Genomic DNA, 19,661 nt, shown 5'->3' with positions numbered 1-19,661 from the left:
GGCCGCGCGGTTTCGCCGCTGACCCGATTTCCAGCACAACATCGGTACTTTGTCACGCCGTTCCGGCCAGCCCCTGCCATGCCGCCATCGCTCCGGCCGTTCATATGGGGGAGGGCGGCGGCAACGCCGCCCCAGCCGTCACGATGTTGTGAAACCGTTCTGCAACAGACCCGTCGAAATTTATGGAAGCTTAACGAAATCGGTATGAATCAGTATAGTAGCGCCTTACATCCGCCATGCGGTTGGCAAGATCGTCTAGCGGCGCGGAACGGGAGCCGGCTTGCAGCCGGAGCGGGTGATCCATGAAATTTCTGGGAAGTAAAGCCACTGTGATGCCGCTTGCGGTTGCGGCAACACTGGCCTTCGGGGTACCGCAGGCTGGCGCGCAGGGGCTGTTCGACATGCTGTTTGGCGGCGGCGTCAGGCACGACCCGCAAGGCGAATTCCCGCCGCCACCCAAGCGCAAGCCGAAGCCGGCCGTATCAGGTGGCAGCAGGATTAGCAGCCCGTCCTACTACACCTACAAAGCCGACCGTCTGGTTCGCGTCGACTTCACGACATTGGTGGCCGCGCCACCTCAGGTGGCAACTGCCGAGGACGCTGCCTTTGTACCATCGGCGACAAGCACCGCCTTCCGCGAAGCCGTTGCAGGCCTCAGCGACTACGAACTCTATGCCGAGCCCGATATCGCCAAGGCGCTGATTGCCTACTACTCGGCCAATCCGGACTTCATCTGGGTGAACGAAGGCAACCCCAATGCCCGCGCCCAGGATGCGGTGCGGGTGCTTGGCGAAGCGGCAAGCTACGGTCTCACGCCGGCAGACTACTGGGTCGAGGTGCCGGCAGCCAATGCATCGGCGGCCGATGCAGACGCGCATCTGAAGGAGCTCGTGCGCTTCGAGATGGCGCTGTCGGCGCGGGTGCTGCGCTATGCCCATGACGCCCAGAGCGGCCGCGTCGATCCCAACCGCATCACCGGCTACTATGAATTTCCGCCGAAGCCGGTCGACATGGAAGGCGTGCTGAAGACGCTCGCCCACACCCAGCAAGTGCGCACCTATCTCGAATCGCGACATCCGCAGAATGCGGAATATCAGGCGCTGCGCGTCGAACTGGAATCGCTGCAGGCCAGCGCCGAAAACGAAATCGTCGTCGATCCCAAGCTGTTGCTGAAGCCCGGTGAGACCAGCGCTGAACTCCCGAAGCTGCTGACGCTGATTGCGCGCAATCTCGATGACGAGATGGGCGGCGCCTTTGGCGAAATCCTGGCCAAGCTCGGCACCAGCGACGTCTATGTTCCCGAACTGGTGCCGGTCATCAAGGCCGTGCAGGTGAAGGCCGGCATGAAGGGCGATGGCGTCATCGGCCCGCGCACCGTCGCTTCGCTCGCCGGCGCCTCCAAGGCCGACCGGCTGCAGAAAGTGCAGGTAGCACTTGAAGAGCTGCGCTGGATGCCGTCCGATCTCGGCAGCCCGCGCGTCTTCATCAACCAGCCCGCCTTTACCGCCAGCTATATCGACAATGGCGAGGAGAAGCTGAAGACCCGCGTCGTCATCGGCAGGACCACCAATCAGACCGCCTTCTTCTTCAAGGAGATCAAGCAAGTCGATTTCCATCCCTATTGGGGTGTACCGCAGTCGATCATCGTCAACGAGATGCTGCCCAGGCTGCGTGGCGATCCGGGTTATCTCGATCGCGCCGGCTACGAGGTGACCGATTCGCGCGGCAGGCAGGTTCCCTCGTCGTCCGTCGATTGGGGCGCCTACGGTGCCAACATTCCCTACAGCGTGCGCCAGCAGCCGAGCGAAGCCAATGCGCTGGGTGAGCTGAAGATCCTGTTCCCCAACAAGCACGCCATCTACATGCACGACACGCCGCAGAAGTCGTTTTTCCAGCGTGACATGCGCGCACTGAGCCATGGCTGTATTCGCCTGCAGGATCCGCGCGGCATGGCGGCGGCGGTGCTCGGCATCTCGGTCGACGACATCGCCGAAAAGCTGAAGCACGGCCATGCGACCGAAGACGTTGCGCGCAAGATTCCCGTCTACGTCGCATACTTCACCGCCTGGCCGGACCTGTCCGGCAACGTCGAATATTTCAACGACGTCTACGACCGCGACACGCGGCTGATGCAGGCACTGGACGCAACCGAGGCGGTGCGTTCGCCGTCGAGCTGACGCCACCAGGGTTCCTCGTTCATCGAAACGAGGAACCTGTCCCATCCCTTTGGTTTCTTTAAACTATCAGATGGCCGCGCGTTTCGTGCGATCAGCGCTGGATGAGCGGACGCCGGAAGCCGGCGTCGCGGCCGGCGATCAGCCAATAGACCAGGCCGGCGACCAGGCCGGCGGCGGCGATGATGCCGATATCGGCCCAGCGTTGTGTGTCTTCTTCCGCACCCGGCCAGATCAGGAAGAAGCCCGCCGCTGCGGCAGCCGCGCCAAACAGCATGTGGACCAGGAAATTGCGCAGCGCGAAGAACTCGGCGATCAGCGCGAAGATCAGCGTCTGCAGGCCGGTCAATATGATGGTCAGGAAATAGACGAACATGCCGAGCGGCGGCCACAAAAGCACCACGACGGGCGTCACCCCCATGGCGCCAAAATAGTCCGGCGCGTTGGGCAGCGCGGCGAGCGCGCTGTAGATCACCACCACGGCGATCAACCCGATCAGCACCGAAACGAGAAACCCGGCAAGCATCATCAGGATGCGCTTCAAAACATGCTTTACCATCGCCAATGCACCCCCGTGCCCGCAACTGTTGCGCGCAATGAGCCATCAAAGACGTATCGGCGCAAGAGTGCACCCAGCAGTGCTTTGCGGCAATTCTTCAGGCGCCGCCGCACATATGCTGCGAATCGGGCAGCACCCATGTGCCCTTTATCGTGAGGTCGACGCCATAGTAGACGCGGCCGCGTTCATCGCCCTCCGGGCAGTCCCGCGGGATTGATATCAGGCACATCACGACGGGGTCGCCGACTTTCGAGCTGGCCAGGCCCGGCTCGCGCTCATAGGAGACCCCAGCACCATCATTGCTGAATCGCGCCAGACTGCCGGCTTCCGGACTTGCGGTTTCCAGCGGGTCGTCGCCGAGCCGCGTCGTCAGCGCCGTGATGTGGGTAAAGGCACATTTTCCGATCGACGAGGGCAGGGGCTGGTCGGGGCTGCCCGGATGGCGCGCGGCGGTGTCGAGCGCCTTCTTGCCGATCAGGGCGACATTGTAGTCCTGCACCCAGGATGGCGCATTGCCATAGGTCTGCAGGGCGTTGTTCTGGGCACTGACGATGCAGGCGGCGTCCTGCCCGCAGGCATTCCTGTCGGCGATCAGCGCGCGGGCGATCTTGCGCTTGTCGCCGCCAAAGGCGGGCTCGAAGCCTACGAAGGCCTTGGCCACCAGCGCATCGATGGCCGACAGTTGCGGGTCGGCACAGATCGCCTTTTCCACCGGCAGATTGCCTTTGCGGCAATCGAAGGAAGGCCCCTCGGCACGTGCTGGATCAAGGCAGATCGCTCCGCCTGCCAGCGCCATGACGAACAAGAGCCAGTTGGCAATTCGATGGGAAGAAAGCATAGCCGCCCCGTTGTCCGACAACTGCCGCCATTCTAGGCAAAAAGCGCGGCGGACGGAATTGCCGAAGCGGTGCGAGCAGCGCTATTTCGGTTCGGCGGTCACCGGATCGAAGGTGATCTCGACTTTCGCCTTGTCGGCCGTGTAGTAGGTGACGGTGTAACCGTCCTTGTCCCAGTCGACCTCCTTCACATAGCGAAAGCCATCACGCTGTTCGACCTTGGCGATGATTGCCGACAGTTTCTGGGCGTTCGTCGGCGGCAGCGGCCTGTCATCCTCGGCAAAGGCTGTTGAGCCGGCTAGAAGAACAGCAACGCCGGTCGCCAAAACAAGATTTCGCATGATTGCCCTCATTTCATGTTGGCATGGATCGCACGGGAAACTCGCTCGCAGGCCAGTTTGTTCCGCCAAGGCTAGCGTCGGGAAGGTACGCCAGGCTTTGGTTGGAACGACCATGCTCGTGATATTTGTGCTAACTGCTGGCTAACCATGTGCGTTACCACGACCTGCGCCTGGCAGATTGATGGTGGTAGAGCTTTCGCCAAGACCCTGCTAAAGTTCTGGTCCTGGCGGGGTGGCATGGCGCGCCAAACCCGCAAGGATTTCTTCTCTCAGTGCGCGGCGGAATGTTTCAGGAACGGGTCGTCGCCTGTGCTGGATCAGAACCAGAAGGGACCGGGGCTCCAACATGGCTGTACGGAACTACACCCGTCAGCTGGCGACAATCATTTCTATCGATGCCGTCGGGTTTTCACGGCTGATGGGCATCGACGATGAGTCTGCTGTCGCGGCATTTGAGGAGCGGCGAGACATCATCGCCGACAGCTGTGGCACGTTTGGCGGCCGCACGTTCGGCGACGCCGGCGACAGCATCATGGCCGAATTCGGCAATCCGATCGAGGCCCTGCGCGCGGCCTTCGATTTTCAGGGCCGCATCGTCGCCCTTAACGCATCCGCTGCCGACGATATGCGTATGCCGTTTCGCGCTGGCATCAACACCGGCGACGTCATCGTGCGTGGCGGCCGCCTTTACGGCGACGACGTCAACATCGCCGCCCGCATCCAGGAGTTCGCGCCGGGTGACGGTCTCGCCGTTTCGGAGACGACGTGGCACCATGTGAAGGACAAGACGGCAGCCGAATTCACCGATCTTGGCGAATTCATGCTGAAGAACATTGCGCTGCCGGTGCGCGTGCTTATCGCCGGCCGCGGCGGCAACGGATCCTCGCCTGCGGCATCGTTCGCCGCCGTTCCTCAGGTGAACGCTCAGCAGAAGCTTTCGTCCAAGGGGCCGCCGGCTATCGCCGTGCTGCCCTTCCATGGCGATGGTGGCGAACACGACATCGGCTATATGGCCGACGGCATCGCCGAGGACATCATCTACGGTCTTTCCAACACCAAGTGGCTCTCGGTCATCGCCAAGGGTTCCAGCTTCCAGTTTCGCGACGATACGCTGGGCACGCGGGTGATCGGCAACGCGCTTGGCGCGCGCTACATCGTCAGCGGCACGCTGATGCGCAATGGCAGCCAGATCCGCCTCAACACCTCACTGGCGGACGCGTCCAACGGGCGGCTGGTCTGGTCACAGCGCTTCGATCGCGAGCTGGTCGACATCTTCAACCTGCGTGATCAGATCGGCGCCGAGATCGTTTCGATCCTCGACAAGGAGGTCGATCGGGCGGAGCAGGCGCGCACCTTCCAGGTGCCCTGGGAAAGCCTGGAGACCTGGCAGCTGGTGCGGCGCGGTCGCTGGCACATGAATCGCCGCACCCGCGGCGACACCGAAACCGCGCTGGAATTCTTCCAGAAGGCCTACCGCGAGGATCCCAATTCAAGCGCTGTGCTGAACGAAATGGCGTGGTGGTATTTCTGGCGGGCATGGCTGCGTTTCGGCGATAGCGACGATTTGAACAAGGTCGAGCAGTTTGCCCGCAAGGCCTTGCTGATGGACAGCCTGGATGCGCGCCCGCACGCCCATCTCGGCGCCGTCGACATCATGCGGGGCGAGCCGCGATCGGCGGTCGACCATCTCGAGGAAGCGATTCACATCAATCCGAGCTTTGCCTTCGCGCGTTCGGCCATGGGCAGCGCCCAGCTGCTGCTCGGCAATGCCGCGTCAGCGATACCGTTCTTTCTGGACACCGAGCGATTGAGCCCGTTCGATCTCTACCGCTTCCACAATCTGGGGGAACTGACGGCCGCTTACAGTTTCGTCGAGGACTGGCCGGCGGCGATCGCCGCCGCCGACCGCTCGCTCAACCTGTCTCCCGGATATTTCTATGCCAGGTTCCTGAAAATCGGCGCGCTGATGCGCAGCGGCCGGCCGGAACAGGCGCGGCGCGAGATGGCCATTTTCGCCACCCGACATCCCGATTTTTCAGAACAGCGCGTGCGCTGGATACCCTTCACCGACAAGGCCGCGAACGAGTTCCTCGTCGCCAATTTCCAACTGGCCAAATGAGCATGAGGCTCAATGCTGGCCGAACACGGATTAACTGTGAAAAAATTCACATACGTACAACCGATGCAAACCTAGGCGTTGAACAGCCGGCATCGCAATGACGTGGACAGCCCGGGGGGCTTGAACGCGCATGACCAAACTGAAGTATTTCGACGGCATTCGAGAGGCCCAGAAAAACCAGCGACCGCTGTCGGAAATGCCGCCTTTCGATCTCGGCCGGATCCGCAAAACGGGCCTGTTGGCGCGCATCGCCGAATTTATCGTCGAAGATCATCCGCGCGTGTGGTTGGCGTTCTTGCGGCGCTTCCGCCCGACCGGAAAACTCTTCGGCGTTCTCCTGGTCACCAAGAACGCCGATGTCCGCGACATACTGGAGCGCGGCGACGAATTCCAGACCCCGTACGGCCCGGAAATGACCGAGTTCGCGCGAGGCTCTAATTTCATCCTCGGCATGCAGGACGGCGCCGACTATCGGCGCATGAAATCGTCGGTGCTGAGCGCCTTTCCACCAGCCGAAGTCGAAGCCGCCGTCAGGCCGATCGCGGCGCGTCATTCGCAAGAGATCATGATGCGCGCCAGCCCCGGCTTCGATGCGATCTCCAGGTTGATGAAAATCGTCCCGGTGCACATCTGCCGCGATTATTTCGGCGTCGAGATCGACGACGAATCCGAATTTGCCGACTGGGCGATCGCGCTGAGTGCGCTGTTCTTTTCGGATCCGGGGGCGAGCCCCGTGATGCGCGAACTCGCGGTGGTGGCGGGCGATAGGCTTCTCAAAGTCATCGACCGCTCCATCCAGTCGGTCCGGGACCGGGGCTTGAAGACCGAGCAGCCGCTGGCGAGGCTGGTTGCCCAGATGGACCAGGGCCGCTTGTCGCGGGACGACCTCAATTCGATCATGCTCGGCATGATCGCCGGCTTTGTCCCGACCAATGTGCTGGCCGCCGGCAATTGCCTCGACGTGATCCTGTCGCGCCCCGACGCTCGGCAAGCGATTGACGCGGCACTTGCCGAAAACGACACCGCCAGGCTCGACAAGGCCGTCCTTGAAGCCATGCGCTTCAAGCCGATCTGGATCGGTCCGTGGCGCTACACCGCCCGCGATGCGATCATCGGCAAGGGCACGCGCCGCGAGCGCCTGGTGAAGGCAGGCACCGTGGTGATGCCGGCCACCTTGTCGGCGATGTTCGACACGGACGCCGTGCAGAATCCGGACCGGTTCGATACATCGCGGCCGCATCGCGACTACATGGTCTTCGGCCACGGCATCCATCAATGCATCGGCGCCGAGATCGCCAGGATCCAGATCGGCGAAAGCCTGCGCGCTCTGTTCCAGAAGCAGGGCCTGCGCCGTCTGCCTGGCAAGGCCGGGCGGATGACGCGCATCGGCGCCTATCCGGAAACCCTCAAGGTCGATTTCGAACCGGCAGCACTCTGCCGCACCGTCACGCAGTCTATGGTGACGGTTGTCTGTCCAGTCACTCGATCCGGATCGCTGGACGCTGTCCGCGGGAAGGTCGCCAGCCTCGGCAATCCGGCCGGCGAAGAGGTTCGCACCGCGCTCGACATTGTCGGCACCATCCATTTCACCAGCCTGGCCGTTGTCGGCACTGGCGAGATCGATGCTGATTCCCGTCAGGAAAAAGGAGCTCTGGTGCTCGAGATTTCCGGTGACGGCAGCATCGATGACGTCATCAATGCCGTGACGCACGCCATCGGGCACCGGCTGCGGCCGATCTTCAAGGATGTCTGCGACCTGCGCGACGGTGGCGCCTTGAACGACTTCCTGCGCAAGCACAATGTCGACATATCGCCGTCCTTCGGCAGCAACGCCGGGCTGGTGTTTTCCGGCACGCCCGGTCACTCGGTCCAGCGCATCAGGGCCGAGGCAGAGCTTTTCGAAGCTGTGCGCGGCATCGTGGAGCGGCCACGCAAAGGCGCCGGCAACGCCCCCGCCGTGCTCGCTGAAGCTCGCCAGCATCTTCAGTCATTGGGGACCTTTGCCTGGGCGTTCGAGCCGGCCGAAAGCCTGCTGGAAAAGCCGCCGGGCCATTGGGGCCGTGCTCTGATGACAACCTTGCTGGTACCGCCGGTCTTCGTCACAGTGGCGATCATCTGGGCTGCTTGCTGGTACATGACCTACAGCGTGGTGTTCGGCAGATCTATCGACATCAGTTCCCAGGACATCTCCTTCACCGCCATAGCCGTAGCAATCACTTCACTTCTGTTGTCGGGACTTGGAGTGTTGGTGGCAGCGGCGCTGCTGGTGTTTTCGTGCTTGCTGGCGCTGCGGCGCCGCGAGGACCGGGACAAGCCGGAAAGCACATCGATCAGCATATCTGAATTGAACGCGATACTCGTCAAGGAAGACCACGCGGCGCAGAACCATCTGACTGCGATTTCGACGATGAAGGCTGGCATCTTGCGGCGGCTGGCGCTCAGGTTTGCCTTCTACCTGATCTCGATAGCTGCCCAGAAGGTGTTCAAGCCAGGCTTCCTCAACACCATCAACACCATCCATTTTGCCCGCTGGATACTGCTGCCCGGCTCCAACCGACTGATGTTCTTCTCCAACTACGGTGGCAGCTGGGAAAGCTATCTTGAAGACTTCATCGCCAAGGCATCCGCTGGCCTGACCGGCGTGTGGAGCAACACCGTGGGGTATCCACGTACACGATGGCTGTTCCTTGACGGCGCGCGCGACGGCGATCGCTTCAAGCGCTGGGCGCGGCGCCAGCAGGTGCCGACACTGTTCTGGTACTCCGCCTATCCCCAAATCAACACAACGCGCATCCGGATCAATTCCTGGGTCAGGCGCGGCATTGCTTCCGCCGTCGGCAACGAGGCGCGCGACTGGCTGAGCTTGTTCGGTTCGCTACGGCGCCCGGCGAGCGAAACAACCACCGTTCAAAAGACCACCTCGCTGCTTGCCAATATCAGCTCTGCCTTTCCGGCGCCTCTCGAGCAGCAGCTCGAAACCGGCGAGATCCAGTCCATCTTCTTCGGCCCGCTCGGCCCGCTCGGTTATTCGCATATGCTAGCGATTCGCGTGCCGGACAAATTGCCGGCGCCCAAGCGCAGGGCCTGGCTCGATTTCGTTGTCGAACAGACGAGTTTCGGCGAAGGCAGGCCGGTCGGGCGAGCCATGATAGTAGCCTTTGGTCCCGGTGGCCTGCGGCAGCTTGGGCTCGACGAGAGTGTGGCGGACGATCCACTGGAAACATTTCCGATCGCCTTTCGCCACGGCATGGGCAATCCGGAGCGTGGGCGCATACTAGACGACCAAGGCCGCGACGGCCCGGACGAATGGGAGTGGGGGTCGTTGGAGAACCCTGTGGACGTGGTCATCGTCTGCTATGCTGAAGAACCGGAAAGGTTGAAGACCGAGATTGCCACCGTGAAACGAAAGACGACCGGTGCAGGCATGAAGGTCGTCGCCGAACTGCCGCTCGCCGTAAATCGGGGTCCGACCGACACGAATACAAAGTCGCCCGAGGCGGCAAAGCGTGATGATAGGTCGGAACGTGGGCCTGCCTACGAGCATTTCGGTTTCGCGGACGGGATTTCACAGCCGATTGTCCGCGGCACGACCCGCGCCAGCAGGGGCGCCGCGCCCATGCATCTGGTCGCGCCCGGCGAGTTCCTGTTCGGTTATCGTGACGAGCATGGGTTCTATCCAGCCTCGCCCTCGGTAAGCGCATCACGCGATCGGACCGGAATCCTTTCGCAGGTGCGCCGTAGCCGGCCGATTCCGGGCCTGCCGACACCGCCGCGCGATTTCGGCCGCAACGGCTCATTCCTCGTTATTCGCCAGTTCGAGCAGCATGTCGACGTCTTCAACGACTACTGCAAAAAGGCTGCAGCCCTGGTCGCGAGCGAACTCGGCAACCAAACCATCACGCAAGATTGGATTGCCGCCAAGATGCTCGGCCGCTGGCAGAACGGTAGCTCGCTGGTGCGCAATCCCGATCATCCGGGACGCGTCATCGACAACAACTTCGCCACTGGCGCCGAGGATCCGCAAGGCCATCGCTGCCCGCTTGGTGCCCACATACGCCGGTCCAACCCGCGCGATTCGCTGGGCGAGGACCGCGATACGCAGATCAATATCGGCAAGCGCCATCGTATCCTGCGGGTCGGCCGCACCTATGAGAAGCAGGATGGCAAGAATGGGAAGGTCGAAAAGGGGCTGCTCTTCATGTGCCTTAACGCCGACATCGAGCGCCAGTATGAATTCATCCAGCAGACCTGGGTTTCGTCGGCCACTTTCCAAGGCCTCGTCGCTGAAAAGGACCCGACGATCGGTTCGCGCGACCGCGATGGCAGGTTCACCATTCCGTCATGGGAAAAGGTCACGACGCTCCGTGACATGCCGCAATTCGTCACCACCAAGGGGGGCGGATATTTTTTCATGCCCAGCCGCTCGGCGCTGCGCTACCTGATTTCGCGGCTCTGATTCGGCGTCAATCGTCGTCCTGCGACTCGGCGATGTGGCGCAGCGCGCCGGTGTCGGTAATGCGCAGGCCGCCGCGTTTGATGGCAATGAACGAGCGGCTGCGCCAGTCGTTGAGCGTCTTGTTGACGGACTCCCGCGTGGCTCCGAGGAACTCTCCGAGCTCCGATTGCGAGATCGGTATCCAGCCGGCGGCGTCGGCCATCACCTCGGCCAGGAAGACCAGGCGCTTGGCCAGCCTCGCCTCGATGCCGAAAAAGGCCTGGTCGCCGAGCTCGCCGCTGACCCAGCGCAGCCGGGCGCACAGGAGCTCGATCATCGCGCGCGCCAGGGGCGGATTTTTTTCAATGCGATCAAAGAGTTGTGTTCTGCTGAGCGAGACCAGCTCGCAGGCGGTAAGACAGATGGCGGTGGCGGTGCGGGGTCGTCCGTCAAGCGCACCGATCTCGCCGACCAGGCTGCGCGAAAGCTCGATATTGGCCACCAGCTTCTGGCCACCGGGCGAATAGATCGAGATTTCGACCGTGCCGCTCATAACCCCATAGATGCGGTCGGCGGCATCTTCCTGGACGAACAGATGCTGGCCCGCGGCGCAGCGCTCGACCTTGCAGCCGCTGAACAGGATATCGAACAGCTTTGGATCGATACGTGCCAGGCGCGGCAGATCGTTTCTGTCGTTCGCGCCGCCAAAAGCCATGTTGACCTTCCCAATTGCCGCAATCAGCAAAGTTTACGGCAAGAGTGCACGGCATCAAAGCCCGGTGTTCATCCCTTTGCCATTACGCCTTCTAACGGCGTGGAGCAGTGGTTGCGCCCAGTGTTGGCTTGCGCCAGGCGGAAAGCCGTCTGCACGGGCGGCGGGAGGAGCCGGCCGCGTGCAGACGGCAACTGAAAAAATGGCTAGGTGATCAAATTCCAGCAAACCGAGCGGATACGCAATGCTCATTTCCGCCCGCTGCGATAGGTCGGCGCAAACGGCATCATCGTCTGTGATCGAGATCACATACTACGGCGCTAAAATAGTGCGACCGTTACATATCGCGCGAGCGACTGCCGGCGAAGAGACATGCCAACGTCACGCCTCAGTGATATTAGACGCGCGTTGATTTGTTTTCTTGCGTGCCATCCAGAATTGCGCCAGTCTAAAATGGGGCAATACAGTTCTTTACTTTGGCAGAACCTTTGGGGGAGGGGCGACCATGCCGGTCAGCAGAGAGCAGCGAATCCGTCAATATCTTGATCTCGTCACCGGGGGCGAGGGGACTGAATCGGTCCTCGCCAACATGGACACGATGGCCGGTGACGCGCTGGAGTCGCTTGCGCCTACGGACGGCGGCAAGACGGAAGCGGCGTTTGAATCGGCGCGCGCCGGTGCTGAGAAGCTCGCGCGAGGGGCCAAAGTCGCGCCCGAGCAGCTTTCGGATCTGGAAGCCATAATCATCCCGGAGTTGCGGCCGGTCTATGACATAAAGGATGGCACTTTTACGACGCTGACGTTCGACGGCGCTCCGACACCTGGTCACTCGCTGTGGACGAAGCTTACCAGCGAGGCCGCATTGAGACAGCGCATCGAATCCGCCCTGCCGGCGATCGGGCGCATCGAGCTGTTGTGGAACACCAACATCCCCTATGGCGGCACCGGCTTTGTCGTCGGGCGCAACCTCCTGATGACCAACCGCCATGTCGCGCAGATCTTCGCCGCAGGCCTCGGTGACCGCAATCTGCAGTTCATCAACGGCCGCGCCGCCGGCATCGACTTCAAGCGCGATTCGGCAGCAGGAAACGTCTTCAAGATCCGCGATGTCCGGATGATCCATCCCTATTGGGACATGGCGATCCTCGAAGTCGAGGACCTGCCCGACAACATCACGCCTCTGTCGCTCGCCGTCGCCGACGCGCGCGATCTGTCGCGCCAGGAGGTCGTCGCCATCGGCTATCCGGCGTTCGACAATCGCAACGCGGTCGATGTCCAGACCGAGCTGATGCGCAACCGCTTCCAGGTCAAGCGCCTGCAGCCGGGCATGCTGCAAGGCGGTTTCGACACCGAGAGTTTCGGCAAGATCGTCAGCGCGGCCACACATGACTGCTCGACGACTGGCGGCAACTCCGGTACCGCCATGATCAATCTCGCCAACGGTGAGGTCGTCGGGCTGCATTTCGCCGGGCGCTATCTCGAACGCAACTACGCCGTACCCACCGGCGTGCTCGCCAGGGACCAGCGGGTCGTCGACCTCGGCCTCAATTTCGCCGGAGCCACCGGCGGGACCAACGATTGGGGCGCCTGGTGGAACAAGGCCGACAGCGCGTCGCCGGCCGAGGGGGTAAACCTGGTCGAGGTCGGCGGCGTAAAGCAGATCCCGGGCGTCGCCACCCAGACGCCGCCCACCGGTGGAGGCGTCGTCGTTTCGCCCGGCGCCAGTGTCACCTTCGAAGTGCCGTTGCGCATCTCCGTCTCGCTCGGCGCAACGCCTGCCCATGAGGCGGTAACGGAATCGGTCGAACTCGAAGCGGCCAAGCCGACCCCTCCAGGCGGCGCGTTCGTTCCCAAATCGGTCGCCGACTATGACGGCTACGAGGGCTACGACGAAAAATTCCTCTCTGGCGGCACCAAGCTCGCGCCGGTCGTGGTGCCCATGCCGGAGGCCACCGACCCGTCCGTGCTGGCGCCGCTCAAGGCCGGCGGCACGCGGCTCGACTACCAGAACTTCTCGCTCAAGATGCACGCCAAGCGGCGGTTGGCCCTGTTCACGGCCTCCAACGTCACCGAGGAGAGCAATCTGCGCGAGCCGGAAAAGGGCCGCAACTATTCGCGCGGCGGCCTGTTCAGCGAGCGCTGGTTCCCGGATCTGCGGCTCGACGACAAATACCAGATCCCCGACGTCTTCTATGTCAAGGATCAGGGCGCTTTTGACAAGGGCCATATCGTCAGGCGTGATGACGTGGCGTGGGGCAGCACCTTCGAGCTTCTGCTCCGGGGCAATGTCTGCTCCTTCCATGTCACCAACTGCTCGCCCCAGGTCGAGGGCTACAACCGCTCCGACAGTGGCGAGAAGAACTGGGGCGATCTCGAGAACCATGTCCTGTCCGAGGCGGCCAGCGAGCGGCTTTGCGTCTTCGCCGGGCCGATCCTGGCCAAAGACGACCGGACCTTTGCCGGCAAAGGCCCCAAGGGCAGCAGCCTTCGGGCGCTCGTGCCGCGCCGCTTTTGGAAGGTCGTCGTCGCCCGCGTCGCCGACGGCCTCGCCAGCTATGGTTTCGTGCTCGAACAGGATCTCACCGACACGGAGCTGGAGTTCACGGTCTCAGAGGAGTTCATCGGTGCGATGTACCCCCTGTCAGAAATCTCGGAAATGACCGGCGTCAGCTTCGACCAGTCGCTCATCGACGCCGACCAGTACGAAACGGTCCGCGGCGCCGAGATCGCCCTGCGGGCAGGGTCGCGGAAGCGCAAGAAGAAGGGGTAGGGGCGTCCAATGACCGAATGGACGCAATCAGAGCTCAACAGCCTCAACCGCATCCTCGCCAATCTTTACCCGATGATCAGCGACGGCGTGCGCGTCGCCAAGGGCGTCGGGCTGTCGACGGCACAGATCGCCTTCGACAACAAGGCGATCAACAACTGGTTCGCCATTGTCCAACGCGCAAAACAGGAGACAAAAGCCGACGATCTCGTCGCTTTCGCCCTGGATGAGAATCCCGGCGACCAGGCATTGCTTCAGGCAAAGCAGCATGCTCCGCCACCGCCGGTCGAAGGACCTCCCACCGCCAATTGGAGCGGCGCGACGGCGCCGGCACAGCTTGAAAAAATCCTCGGCGACAAGAGCACACTGGTGCCGATCAGCTATCTCGAGCTCGGCCTTGTCAGAGCAAGATCGGTGGTGCGGATCAAGCGTGCGGATGGCAGTTCCGGCACCGGGTTCATGACCACCGGCGGGATCCTGATCACCAACAACCATGTTCTGCCTGACGACGCTTCATTGGTGGGTACGGTGGTCCAGTTCAACTATCAGCGCACAATTGCCGGGCTCGACGCGCCGCTCGACCAGTTCGACATCGACACTGCCGTGCCTCTTCGCACCTCCAAGGACAATGACTGGTCAGCCGTCCGCATCAAGGGCGATGCTTCCAAATGGGGCGAGTTGGAATTGAAACCGATGACCGTCAAGGTCGGCGACCATGTCAACATCATCCAGCATCCCGGCGGCGCGCAAAAGCAGATTTCATTCGTCGCCAATGTCGTGGCCTTCGCCGGCGGCGGCCGCGTCCAGTATCTGACCGACACGCTACCGGGCTCGTCAGGCTCGCCGGTCTTCGACACCGATTGGAACCTGATTGCGCTGCATCACAGCGGCGGCTGGCTCACCGAGCCCAACGCGGCCAGCAAGAGCACATACTATCGCAACGAGGGTATCGCGATCGAAAGCATCATCCAGGATCTCGCGGCCAAGCCTGTTCTGGTTGAAGACGGATGACGTAGCGAGATGCGCGACGATTTGAGACTATGCCATGTGAATTCTTTCGGATGTAACGGACTATAAGGCCACACCGAACGCCAGGGGAGTTCAGAGATCAGCGCCTATTTCGACCTCAGGCTTCAACTGGCTGATCTCTACCCATTGCCTCCCGATTGGTTGCAGGTAACCAAGCAGGCTGGGATCGTCGCAGGCGCCATCAACCTCCAGGGGGCGGCGCTTACAGTTTGGTTCAACATCCTCGACTATGCGCAAGCAAAGAAGCTGTCGCAGCCGCTGGTGAACATTGTCGTTCAGCAAAATCCGCAATGCGCCGCAATATGCAAAGCGTATCTGGATGAACTCGCAGCGGGCGAGAAACCGACGCCTGAACTGCCGGGCCTGACCACCGACGATCGGGTCAATACCGCGGTTGCCGGCTTCGACGCCGTCAACCAGCAGCCCAAGGACATCCAGGCCGTGCTCGCCGCCGGCGATGGGCTCACCGCAGTTACCAGCCAGATCGATGTTCTTGCGACTTACAAGAACCTGCATGATGGCCTGCAGAGCTTTCAATATGGCATCGGCAGCTTCCAGAGCCTCATGATCGCCGGGCGGGACATGGGCGCGGATTTGAACCAAGTCCGCGTCCTGCGCAAATTCCTGAACCAGTTGAGACTCTTCTGTGCATCCGCCGGCGACAAGGTCACGGTATTGCCCCCCGGGCCGGCGCTTCGCGACATCGAGCAGGCATGGCTCGACGACCTCGGACAGGCCGCGACGAAACTGCAGGGCGCTATTCCCGACACATCGGCTGACGCTTACGACGCCTTGCTGGATGTGCGTACCGTGCTGCGCGTCGTACCCTCGCGGCTGAACCAGCAGATCTTCGTCACCGCCAAGAACTTGCCTTTCGGCATCCTGGCAACGGGGCTCGAAACAATAGCCGGCAAACTTCAGGCCGACGAGCCGTCGGTATCGGCGATCAAAGCCGCGCATGACGCAATCAAGGTACTGTCCTCGACCATCTATGCGCGGGTCGTCGAGCACAAGCTCTGGCAGGACATCGATAACAAGCTGGCCAGCCTCACCGATATGATCGAGCCGATAGAAGGGGGTGCCGCGGCGGACAAATCGTTGCCGTTCCAGTTCTCGCCGCTGTGGCGAAACCTGGAAGTGAAGGTTCGGGTCCTTGCCGATCTCGACCCCAATGGCGTGTGGCGGTCCACGCTCGCGACCTACTCCACCGACGTCAACGACCAGCTGACGCGCGAGACCATCGACACCGCCTTCATTCTTGCCTTCGAAGCCTATCGGGACGAGGCCCAGCAACGCTTCGTCCAGGTCGATCTGGCGCTGAAAACGGAATGCGCCTCGATCGTCCGCGTCAGCAAGCCTTTGCACAAGATCATTGAGGACCTGGGGCCATGAGCGATCGAGCAGCGACAGGCACTGAAGCCGTAACCTCCGCCGATGGAGATTTTGACTCGCTGAGCGACATCCGGGTCGCGCATCTCGAGCTGATGCGGATCGCCAGCAGCAACGAAGCCGTCGATCCCTCGATGAAGCGCAGCGATCAGGCCGGCGCCGAGGTGGCGGACGCCAATGCCGACAACACGGTTCCCAATGCGCAAACCATCCGCGCCTTCCTGGCACAGGCGCGGCGCGCGGGCAGCACCATCGAGCGCGAATCCGACCGCCGCGCGGCGCAGCGCATCCTCGACTATTGGTCGGCCGAACTGGTCACGCGCCCCGGCATCACCTCAGCCGATGTCAGCCCGGCGCGCCTTGCGGCTTTCGCGGGTGGCGGCCTCGAAACAGCTGAGCCAATCGCCGTTGCGGCTGGGGAGGAGGCCGCATCGCATGAAATCACCAATTCCGGAGAAGTCGCCATTGCCGTTCCTGAATCGGCCACTGTCACAACCAAATATGGTTCCGAATCCGGCGACGGCTTCGCATCGGACGACGAACTGAGTTCGGACGAGCTGACCGAGCGCTTTCACATCCGCGTGGCCGCCCAGGCCCGGCAATGGAAGAACACCGGCTACCCCGGCTATCTCCTGCGTGGCGAAGCGCTAAAGGAGGCGTCGGAGCTTCCACAGGGTCCTGACATTGCCGAGTTCGTCGAGGCAAGCGCCAAGGCGGAGACGGACAGCCAGAAGCAGCGCGATCGCAGCAAGAACATATTGATCGCGCTGTTTGCCATCCTGGCGGCGATCCTCGCCGGAACCACCTATTTTGCTTTTAAACAGAGAAATGATGCGGTCGCCTTGGGCTTAGCTGCTTCGGCTAAGGCGGAAGAGATTACGGAGCTAAACGCAAAACTCGCAGCTTCCCTTGAGCAGGAAGCAAGCGCACGCAAAGATGCCGAAGCCGCTCTTGTTCTTGCCAAGAAGAAGGCGGACGACGCCGGCAAGACGATCGCAGAGCAGCAAGCCACTCAGACCACCTTGCGGTCGGCGATCGTGTTTTTGGCCGATCAGGTCAACGGCGGCCGCATGGCCCTGGATGAGTTGACGTCCGATTTGCGGCCGGCGGTGCTTCTCGAACTGGCTGACCGGGTCAAAAGCGGCCAAGTCAAGCTCAATGAGTTGCCGGAGGCGCTGCGGGGCGCGCTGAAGCCGCTGCTCGGCAAGGATACCGACAAGCAGCCCAATAGTCTTACGGGATACAACGTCGATTTTATCCAGGCCAACATTGGCTTGCCCAGATTGACCGGCGATTTGGCAGGCGATGTCTCGGCGACACCGCTGGACTACATCAACTACTCGCTGGTCATGGGCCGAAGCCACCGCATGGCCATTTATTCCGCGGTCAATCTGGACCGCTCGCAAAGGATGACCTTGCAGGTCACCGGCGGCGGATTGAGGTACGACAACAGGCTGTTGCACGACTTGCAGCCGGACCGCGCCTGGTACCTCAGGCCCGACCGGCGCTGGCTGCCGGCGCGGTTGGCCAATGCCAACGACATCGCCTGGGGTCCCGAATTTTCCGGCGATCCGGCAACGGCGGCGCTCAAACTGGCCCGGTACACCTATGTGCTGCCCAACACGATGCCGCAGTCCAGCGCTTTCTACGAAACCAGGTGGGCGCTACTCGAAAACTGGGTCCGCGCACGACACAATCCGCTGGCCAATAGGGTGACCATCTTCAGCGGCACCGTCTTCAAGCCCACCAGCCACCCGATCGATGACGTGCCGGTCCCCAATGCCTATTGGAAACTCGCCGTCTCGTCCGTACCGGCTGCCGTGAAGGGGGAGGCGATGGGGCCGGAATTCGTCGTCGATGCGTTCCTCATTCCGGGCGACGCCACGGGCGCGTTCGACGTCGAGCAGTATCGGCTTCCGGTTGCCGAGCTTGAAAAACGCACGAACCTGAACTTCGGCACCCTCATCGAATGGACGGATTCGATGAAGAATCCCGGCCCGAATGGAACCGTGGCCGACGAACTGGCAGGGCACGTCAAGCAGCCCGACGGCCCCAACGAAGCGCTGCGCGGCGAACTGGCCGTGGTCCTCGGCAATCGGAACCTCCCAGTATCCGAACGGCGCAAGATCTTGGCGGCGCTTGTCGAAATGGCGGGCCTGCAAAGCATGACCGGGCTGACCCCGGCCGCGCGCTTCAACGTCCTTCAGGCCTTGCTGGTGGTTCCGCCCGAATTGTGGAGCCGCCCTGACTGGCTGCCTGTGTTCGCCGGCGCACGTCGGGCCGTCGCCGATCTCGAAACATCGGCGGCCGGCGGTCAGACCATCATCGACGAACAGGATCGCGAGGCGCTCGGTATATTGAGGGATCGGCTGAGTATGCAGAAGAGTGCGCAGAACGTCTACGTCGAGTTCTTCGGCATGGCGCAGGAGGACGTCCAGGCGCTCTCCGCCAAGTTGCGCGCATTGGGCTGGGTCATGTCCGGCGAAGAACAGGTGAAAAGCGCGGCAGGCAAGAACCAGGTTCTCTACAGCCCCAACGTCGACGTCGCACACGACGCTGCCGAGCTTTTGGCCGCCGACCTCGCCGCGGCCGGCCAACCAGTGACCGTCCGGGCATCGCCCTTGATTGGCGGCAGGATGCTGATGATCTTTATCGGGCCATAGGGCAGCGAAAGCCGAACGACGATGGTGCGCAAAAAAGCCGCGATGCCGCTGCTGACTGTGACGGTCGCACCATGCGTTGGTTCACTTCGGGGGTTTTCCATGCGCACGCGTCACGCCGTCATGCTCGCAATTTCCGTGCTTTCCGTTCCTGTCGTCTCCATGCCGCTTGACAAGGCACGCGCCCTGGAGCCCGAAAAATACACGGTCTATTGCGCCGACGACCACATCGAGGTCTCGTTCTGGGATCTCGAGCAGATGAAGGTGCGGAACGGCTCCGATGTCTGCCAGTTCCAGAGCTATACGAGCTACTCGAGCGCCCTGAACTTTGCCCAGAAGAATTTGGGGGGGGAGGGGGCGACCTGTAGCTGTTAGCGCGGCTGGAGTGCGACGTCCAAGGGAAAGAAAAATGGTGGGCGATGCAGGGATTGAACCTGCGACCCCACCCGTGTGAAGGGTGTGCTCTCCCGCTGAGCTAATCGCCCGCTCGTTGCCCGAAGGCCAAGCGAGCCGCGATATAAGGGAGGCAGGGTTGTGAAGTCAAGGCAATGCGCCTGCCTTCTCAGGGCAATCGGGTGAGTTAACACGTGACATATGGCGCCAGTGCTGAATCTGTGAGTCCCCAATTGATTCGATTGGG

Annotated in this window: 13 protein-coding genes and 1 tRNA gene; 8 read left to right on the top strand and 6 right to left on the bottom strand. The window is 62.0% G+C overall.

Annotated elements, in window-relative coordinates; translation table 11 throughout:
* Positions 1-302 precede the first annotated feature (302 nt).
* A complete protein-coding gene (locus ACWGTI_RS09790) occupies positions 303-2,177 on the top strand; it encodes a L,D-transpeptidase family protein (RefSeq protein WP_454586933.1) in 1,875 nt (624 codons plus the stop codon).
* A 91-nt stretch (positions 2,178-2,268) separates the two neighbouring features.
* Here the strand turns inward: ACWGTI_RS09790 and ACWGTI_RS09785 are convergent, their stop codons facing one another.
* From ACWGTI_RS09785 to ACWGTI_RS09775, 3 genes are all read right to left on the bottom strand, one after another.
* Complete coding sequence (locus ACWGTI_RS09785) at positions 2,269-2,733, bottom strand: hypothetical protein (RefSeq protein ID WP_454586932.1); 465 nt, start codon at positions 2,731-2,733, stop codon at positions 2,269-2,271.
* 97 nt (positions 2,734-2,830) lie between these two features.
* Positions 2,831-3,571: a lysozyme inhibitor LprI family protein gene (locus tag ACWGTI_RS09780; RefSeq protein ID WP_454586931.1), complete on the bottom strand. Its 741-nt coding sequence runs from the start codon at positions 3,569-3,571 to the stop codon at positions 2,831-2,833.
* An 81-nt stretch (positions 3,572-3,652) separates the two neighbouring features.
* A complete protein-coding gene (locus ACWGTI_RS09775; protein ID WP_454586930.1) occupies positions 3,653-3,910 on the bottom strand; it encodes a PepSY domain-containing protein in 258 nt (85 codons plus the stop codon).
* A 346-nt stretch (positions 3,911-4,256) separates the two neighbouring features.
* Between ACWGTI_RS09775 and ACWGTI_RS09770 the strand changes: the two genes are divergently transcribed.
* On the top strand, positions 4,257-6,029 hold the full coding sequence (locus tag ACWGTI_RS09770; RefSeq protein WP_454586929.1) for an adenylate/guanylate cyclase domain-containing protein: 1,773 nt from the start codon (positions 4,257-4,259) through the stop codon (positions 6,027-6,029).
* A 130-nt stretch (positions 6,030-6,159) separates the two neighbouring features.
* Entirely contained in the window at positions 6,160-10,485 is a 4,326-nt protein-coding gene (locus ACWGTI_RS09765) for a cytochrome P450 (RefSeq protein WP_454586928.1), read from the top strand.
* A gap of 7 nt (positions 10,486-10,492) precedes the next feature.
* Here ACWGTI_RS09765 and ACWGTI_RS09760 read toward each other — a convergent pair whose 3' ends face one another.
* Positions 10,493-11,179, bottom strand: a complete 687-nt coding sequence (locus ACWGTI_RS09760) for a Crp/Fnr family transcriptional regulator (RefSeq protein ID WP_454586927.1) — start codon at positions 11,177-11,179, stop codon at positions 10,493-10,495.
* Positions 11,180-11,681: 502 nt separating this feature from the next.
* Between ACWGTI_RS09760 and ACWGTI_RS09755 the strand changes: the two genes are divergently transcribed.
* Both ACWGTI_RS09755 and ACWGTI_RS09750 read left to right on the top strand, forming a co-directional pair.
* Complete coding sequence (locus ACWGTI_RS09755; RefSeq protein WP_454586926.1) at positions 11,682-13,946, top strand: DNA/RNA non-specific endonuclease; 2,265 nt, start codon at positions 11,682-11,684, stop codon at positions 13,944-13,946.
* A gap of 9 nt (positions 13,947-13,955) precedes the next feature.
* The gene (locus tag ACWGTI_RS09750) at positions 13,956-14,954 is read left to right on the top strand and encodes a trypsin-like peptidase domain-containing protein (protein WP_454586925.1); all 999 of its coding nucleotides are present in this window, start codon (positions 13,956-13,958) and stop codon (positions 14,952-14,954) included.
* A 90-nt stretch (positions 14,955-15,044) separates the two neighbouring features.
* On the opposite strand, the gene ACWGTI_RS09745 is transcribed toward ACWGTI_RS09750, so the two are convergent.
* Entirely contained in the window at positions 15,045-15,488 is a 444-nt protein-coding gene (locus tag ACWGTI_RS09745) for a hypothetical protein (protein WP_454586924.1), read from the bottom strand.
* Between ACWGTI_RS09745 and ACWGTI_RS09740 the strand changes: the two genes are divergently transcribed.
* From ACWGTI_RS09740 to ACWGTI_RS09730, 3 genes are read left to right on the top strand one after another with little or no spacing between them, the layout of a single operon-like run.
* Positions 15,414-16,364, top strand: a complete 951-nt coding sequence (locus ACWGTI_RS09740; protein ID WP_454586923.1) for a hypothetical protein — start codon at positions 15,414-15,416, stop codon at positions 16,362-16,364. The genes ACWGTI_RS09745 and ACWGTI_RS09740 overlap by 75 nt on opposite strands.
* Positions 16,361-19,024, top strand: coding sequence for a DNA/RNA non-specific endonuclease (locus ACWGTI_RS09735; RefSeq protein WP_454586922.1), 2,664 nt, complete (start codon positions 16,361-16,363; stop codon positions 19,022-19,024). Before ACWGTI_RS09740 ends, ACWGTI_RS09735 begins: the two co-directional genes overlap by 4 nt.
* Positions 19,025-19,045: 21 nt before the next feature.
* Entirely contained in the window at positions 19,046-19,396 is a 351-nt protein-coding gene (locus ACWGTI_RS09730; protein ID WP_454586921.1) for a hypothetical protein, read from the top strand.
* Between the two features lie 35 nt (positions 19,397-19,431).
* Here ACWGTI_RS09730 and ACWGTI_RS09725 read toward each other — a convergent pair.
* A tRNA-Val gene (locus ACWGTI_RS09725) sits at positions 19,432-19,506 on the bottom strand.
* Positions 19,507-19,661: the final 155 nt, after the last annotated feature.

It is taken from the genome of Mesorhizobium sp. ArgA1, assembly GCF_053714375.1.
The sequence above is the reverse complement of the archived record's forward strand: the minus strand, read 5'-3'. Positions and strand labels throughout refer to the sequence as shown.

Bases quoted from the DNA above. Each gene is read 5' to 3' on its own strand.
- ACWGTI_RS09775 (WP_454586930.1), bottom strand. From the start codon at position 3,910: ATGCGAAATCTTGTTTTGGCGACCGGCGTTGCTGTTCTTCTAGCCGGC.
- ACWGTI_RS09745 (WP_454586924.1), bottom strand. From the start codon at position 15,488: ATGCAGGTTCTTGTAAGTCGCAAGAACATCGATCTGGCTGGTAACTGC.
- ACWGTI_RS09760 (WP_454586927.1), bottom strand. From the start codon at position 11,179: ATGGCTTTTGGCGGCGCGAACGACAGAAACGATCTGCCGCGCCTGGCA.
- ACWGTI_RS09765 (WP_454586928.1), top strand. From the start codon at position 6,160: ATGACCAAACTGAAGTATTTCGACGGCATTCGAGAGGCCCAGAAAAAC.
- ACWGTI_RS09755 (WP_454586926.1), top strand. From the start codon at position 11,682: ATGCCGGTCAGCAGAGAGCAGCGAATCCGTCAATATCTTGATCTCGTC.
- ACWGTI_RS09790 (WP_454586933.1), top strand. From the start codon at position 303: ATGAAATTTCTGGGAAGTAAAGCCACTGTGATGCCGCTTGCGGTTGCG.
- ACWGTI_RS09750 (WP_454586925.1), top strand. From the start codon at position 13,956: ATGACCGAATGGACGCAATCAGAGCTCAACAGCCTCAACCGCATCCTC.
- ACWGTI_RS09730 (WP_454586921.1), top strand. From the start codon at position 19,046: ATGGTGCGCAAAAAAGCCGCGATGCCGCTGCTGACTGTGACGGTCGCA.
- ACWGTI_RS09770 (WP_454586929.1), top strand. From the start codon at position 4,257: ATGGCTGTACGGAACTACACCCGTCAGCTGGCGACAATCATTTCTATC.
- ACWGTI_RS09785 (WP_454586932.1), bottom strand. From the start codon at position 2,733: ATGGTAAAGCATGTTTTGAAGCGCATCCTGATGATGCTTGCCGGGTTT.
- ACWGTI_RS09780 (WP_454586931.1), bottom strand. From the start codon at position 3,571: ATGCTTTCTTCCCATCGAATTGCCAACTGGCTCTTGTTCGTCATGGCG.
- ACWGTI_RS09735 (WP_454586922.1), top strand. From the start codon at position 16,361: ATGAGCGATCGAGCAGCGACAGGCACTGAAGCCGTAACCTCCGCCGAT.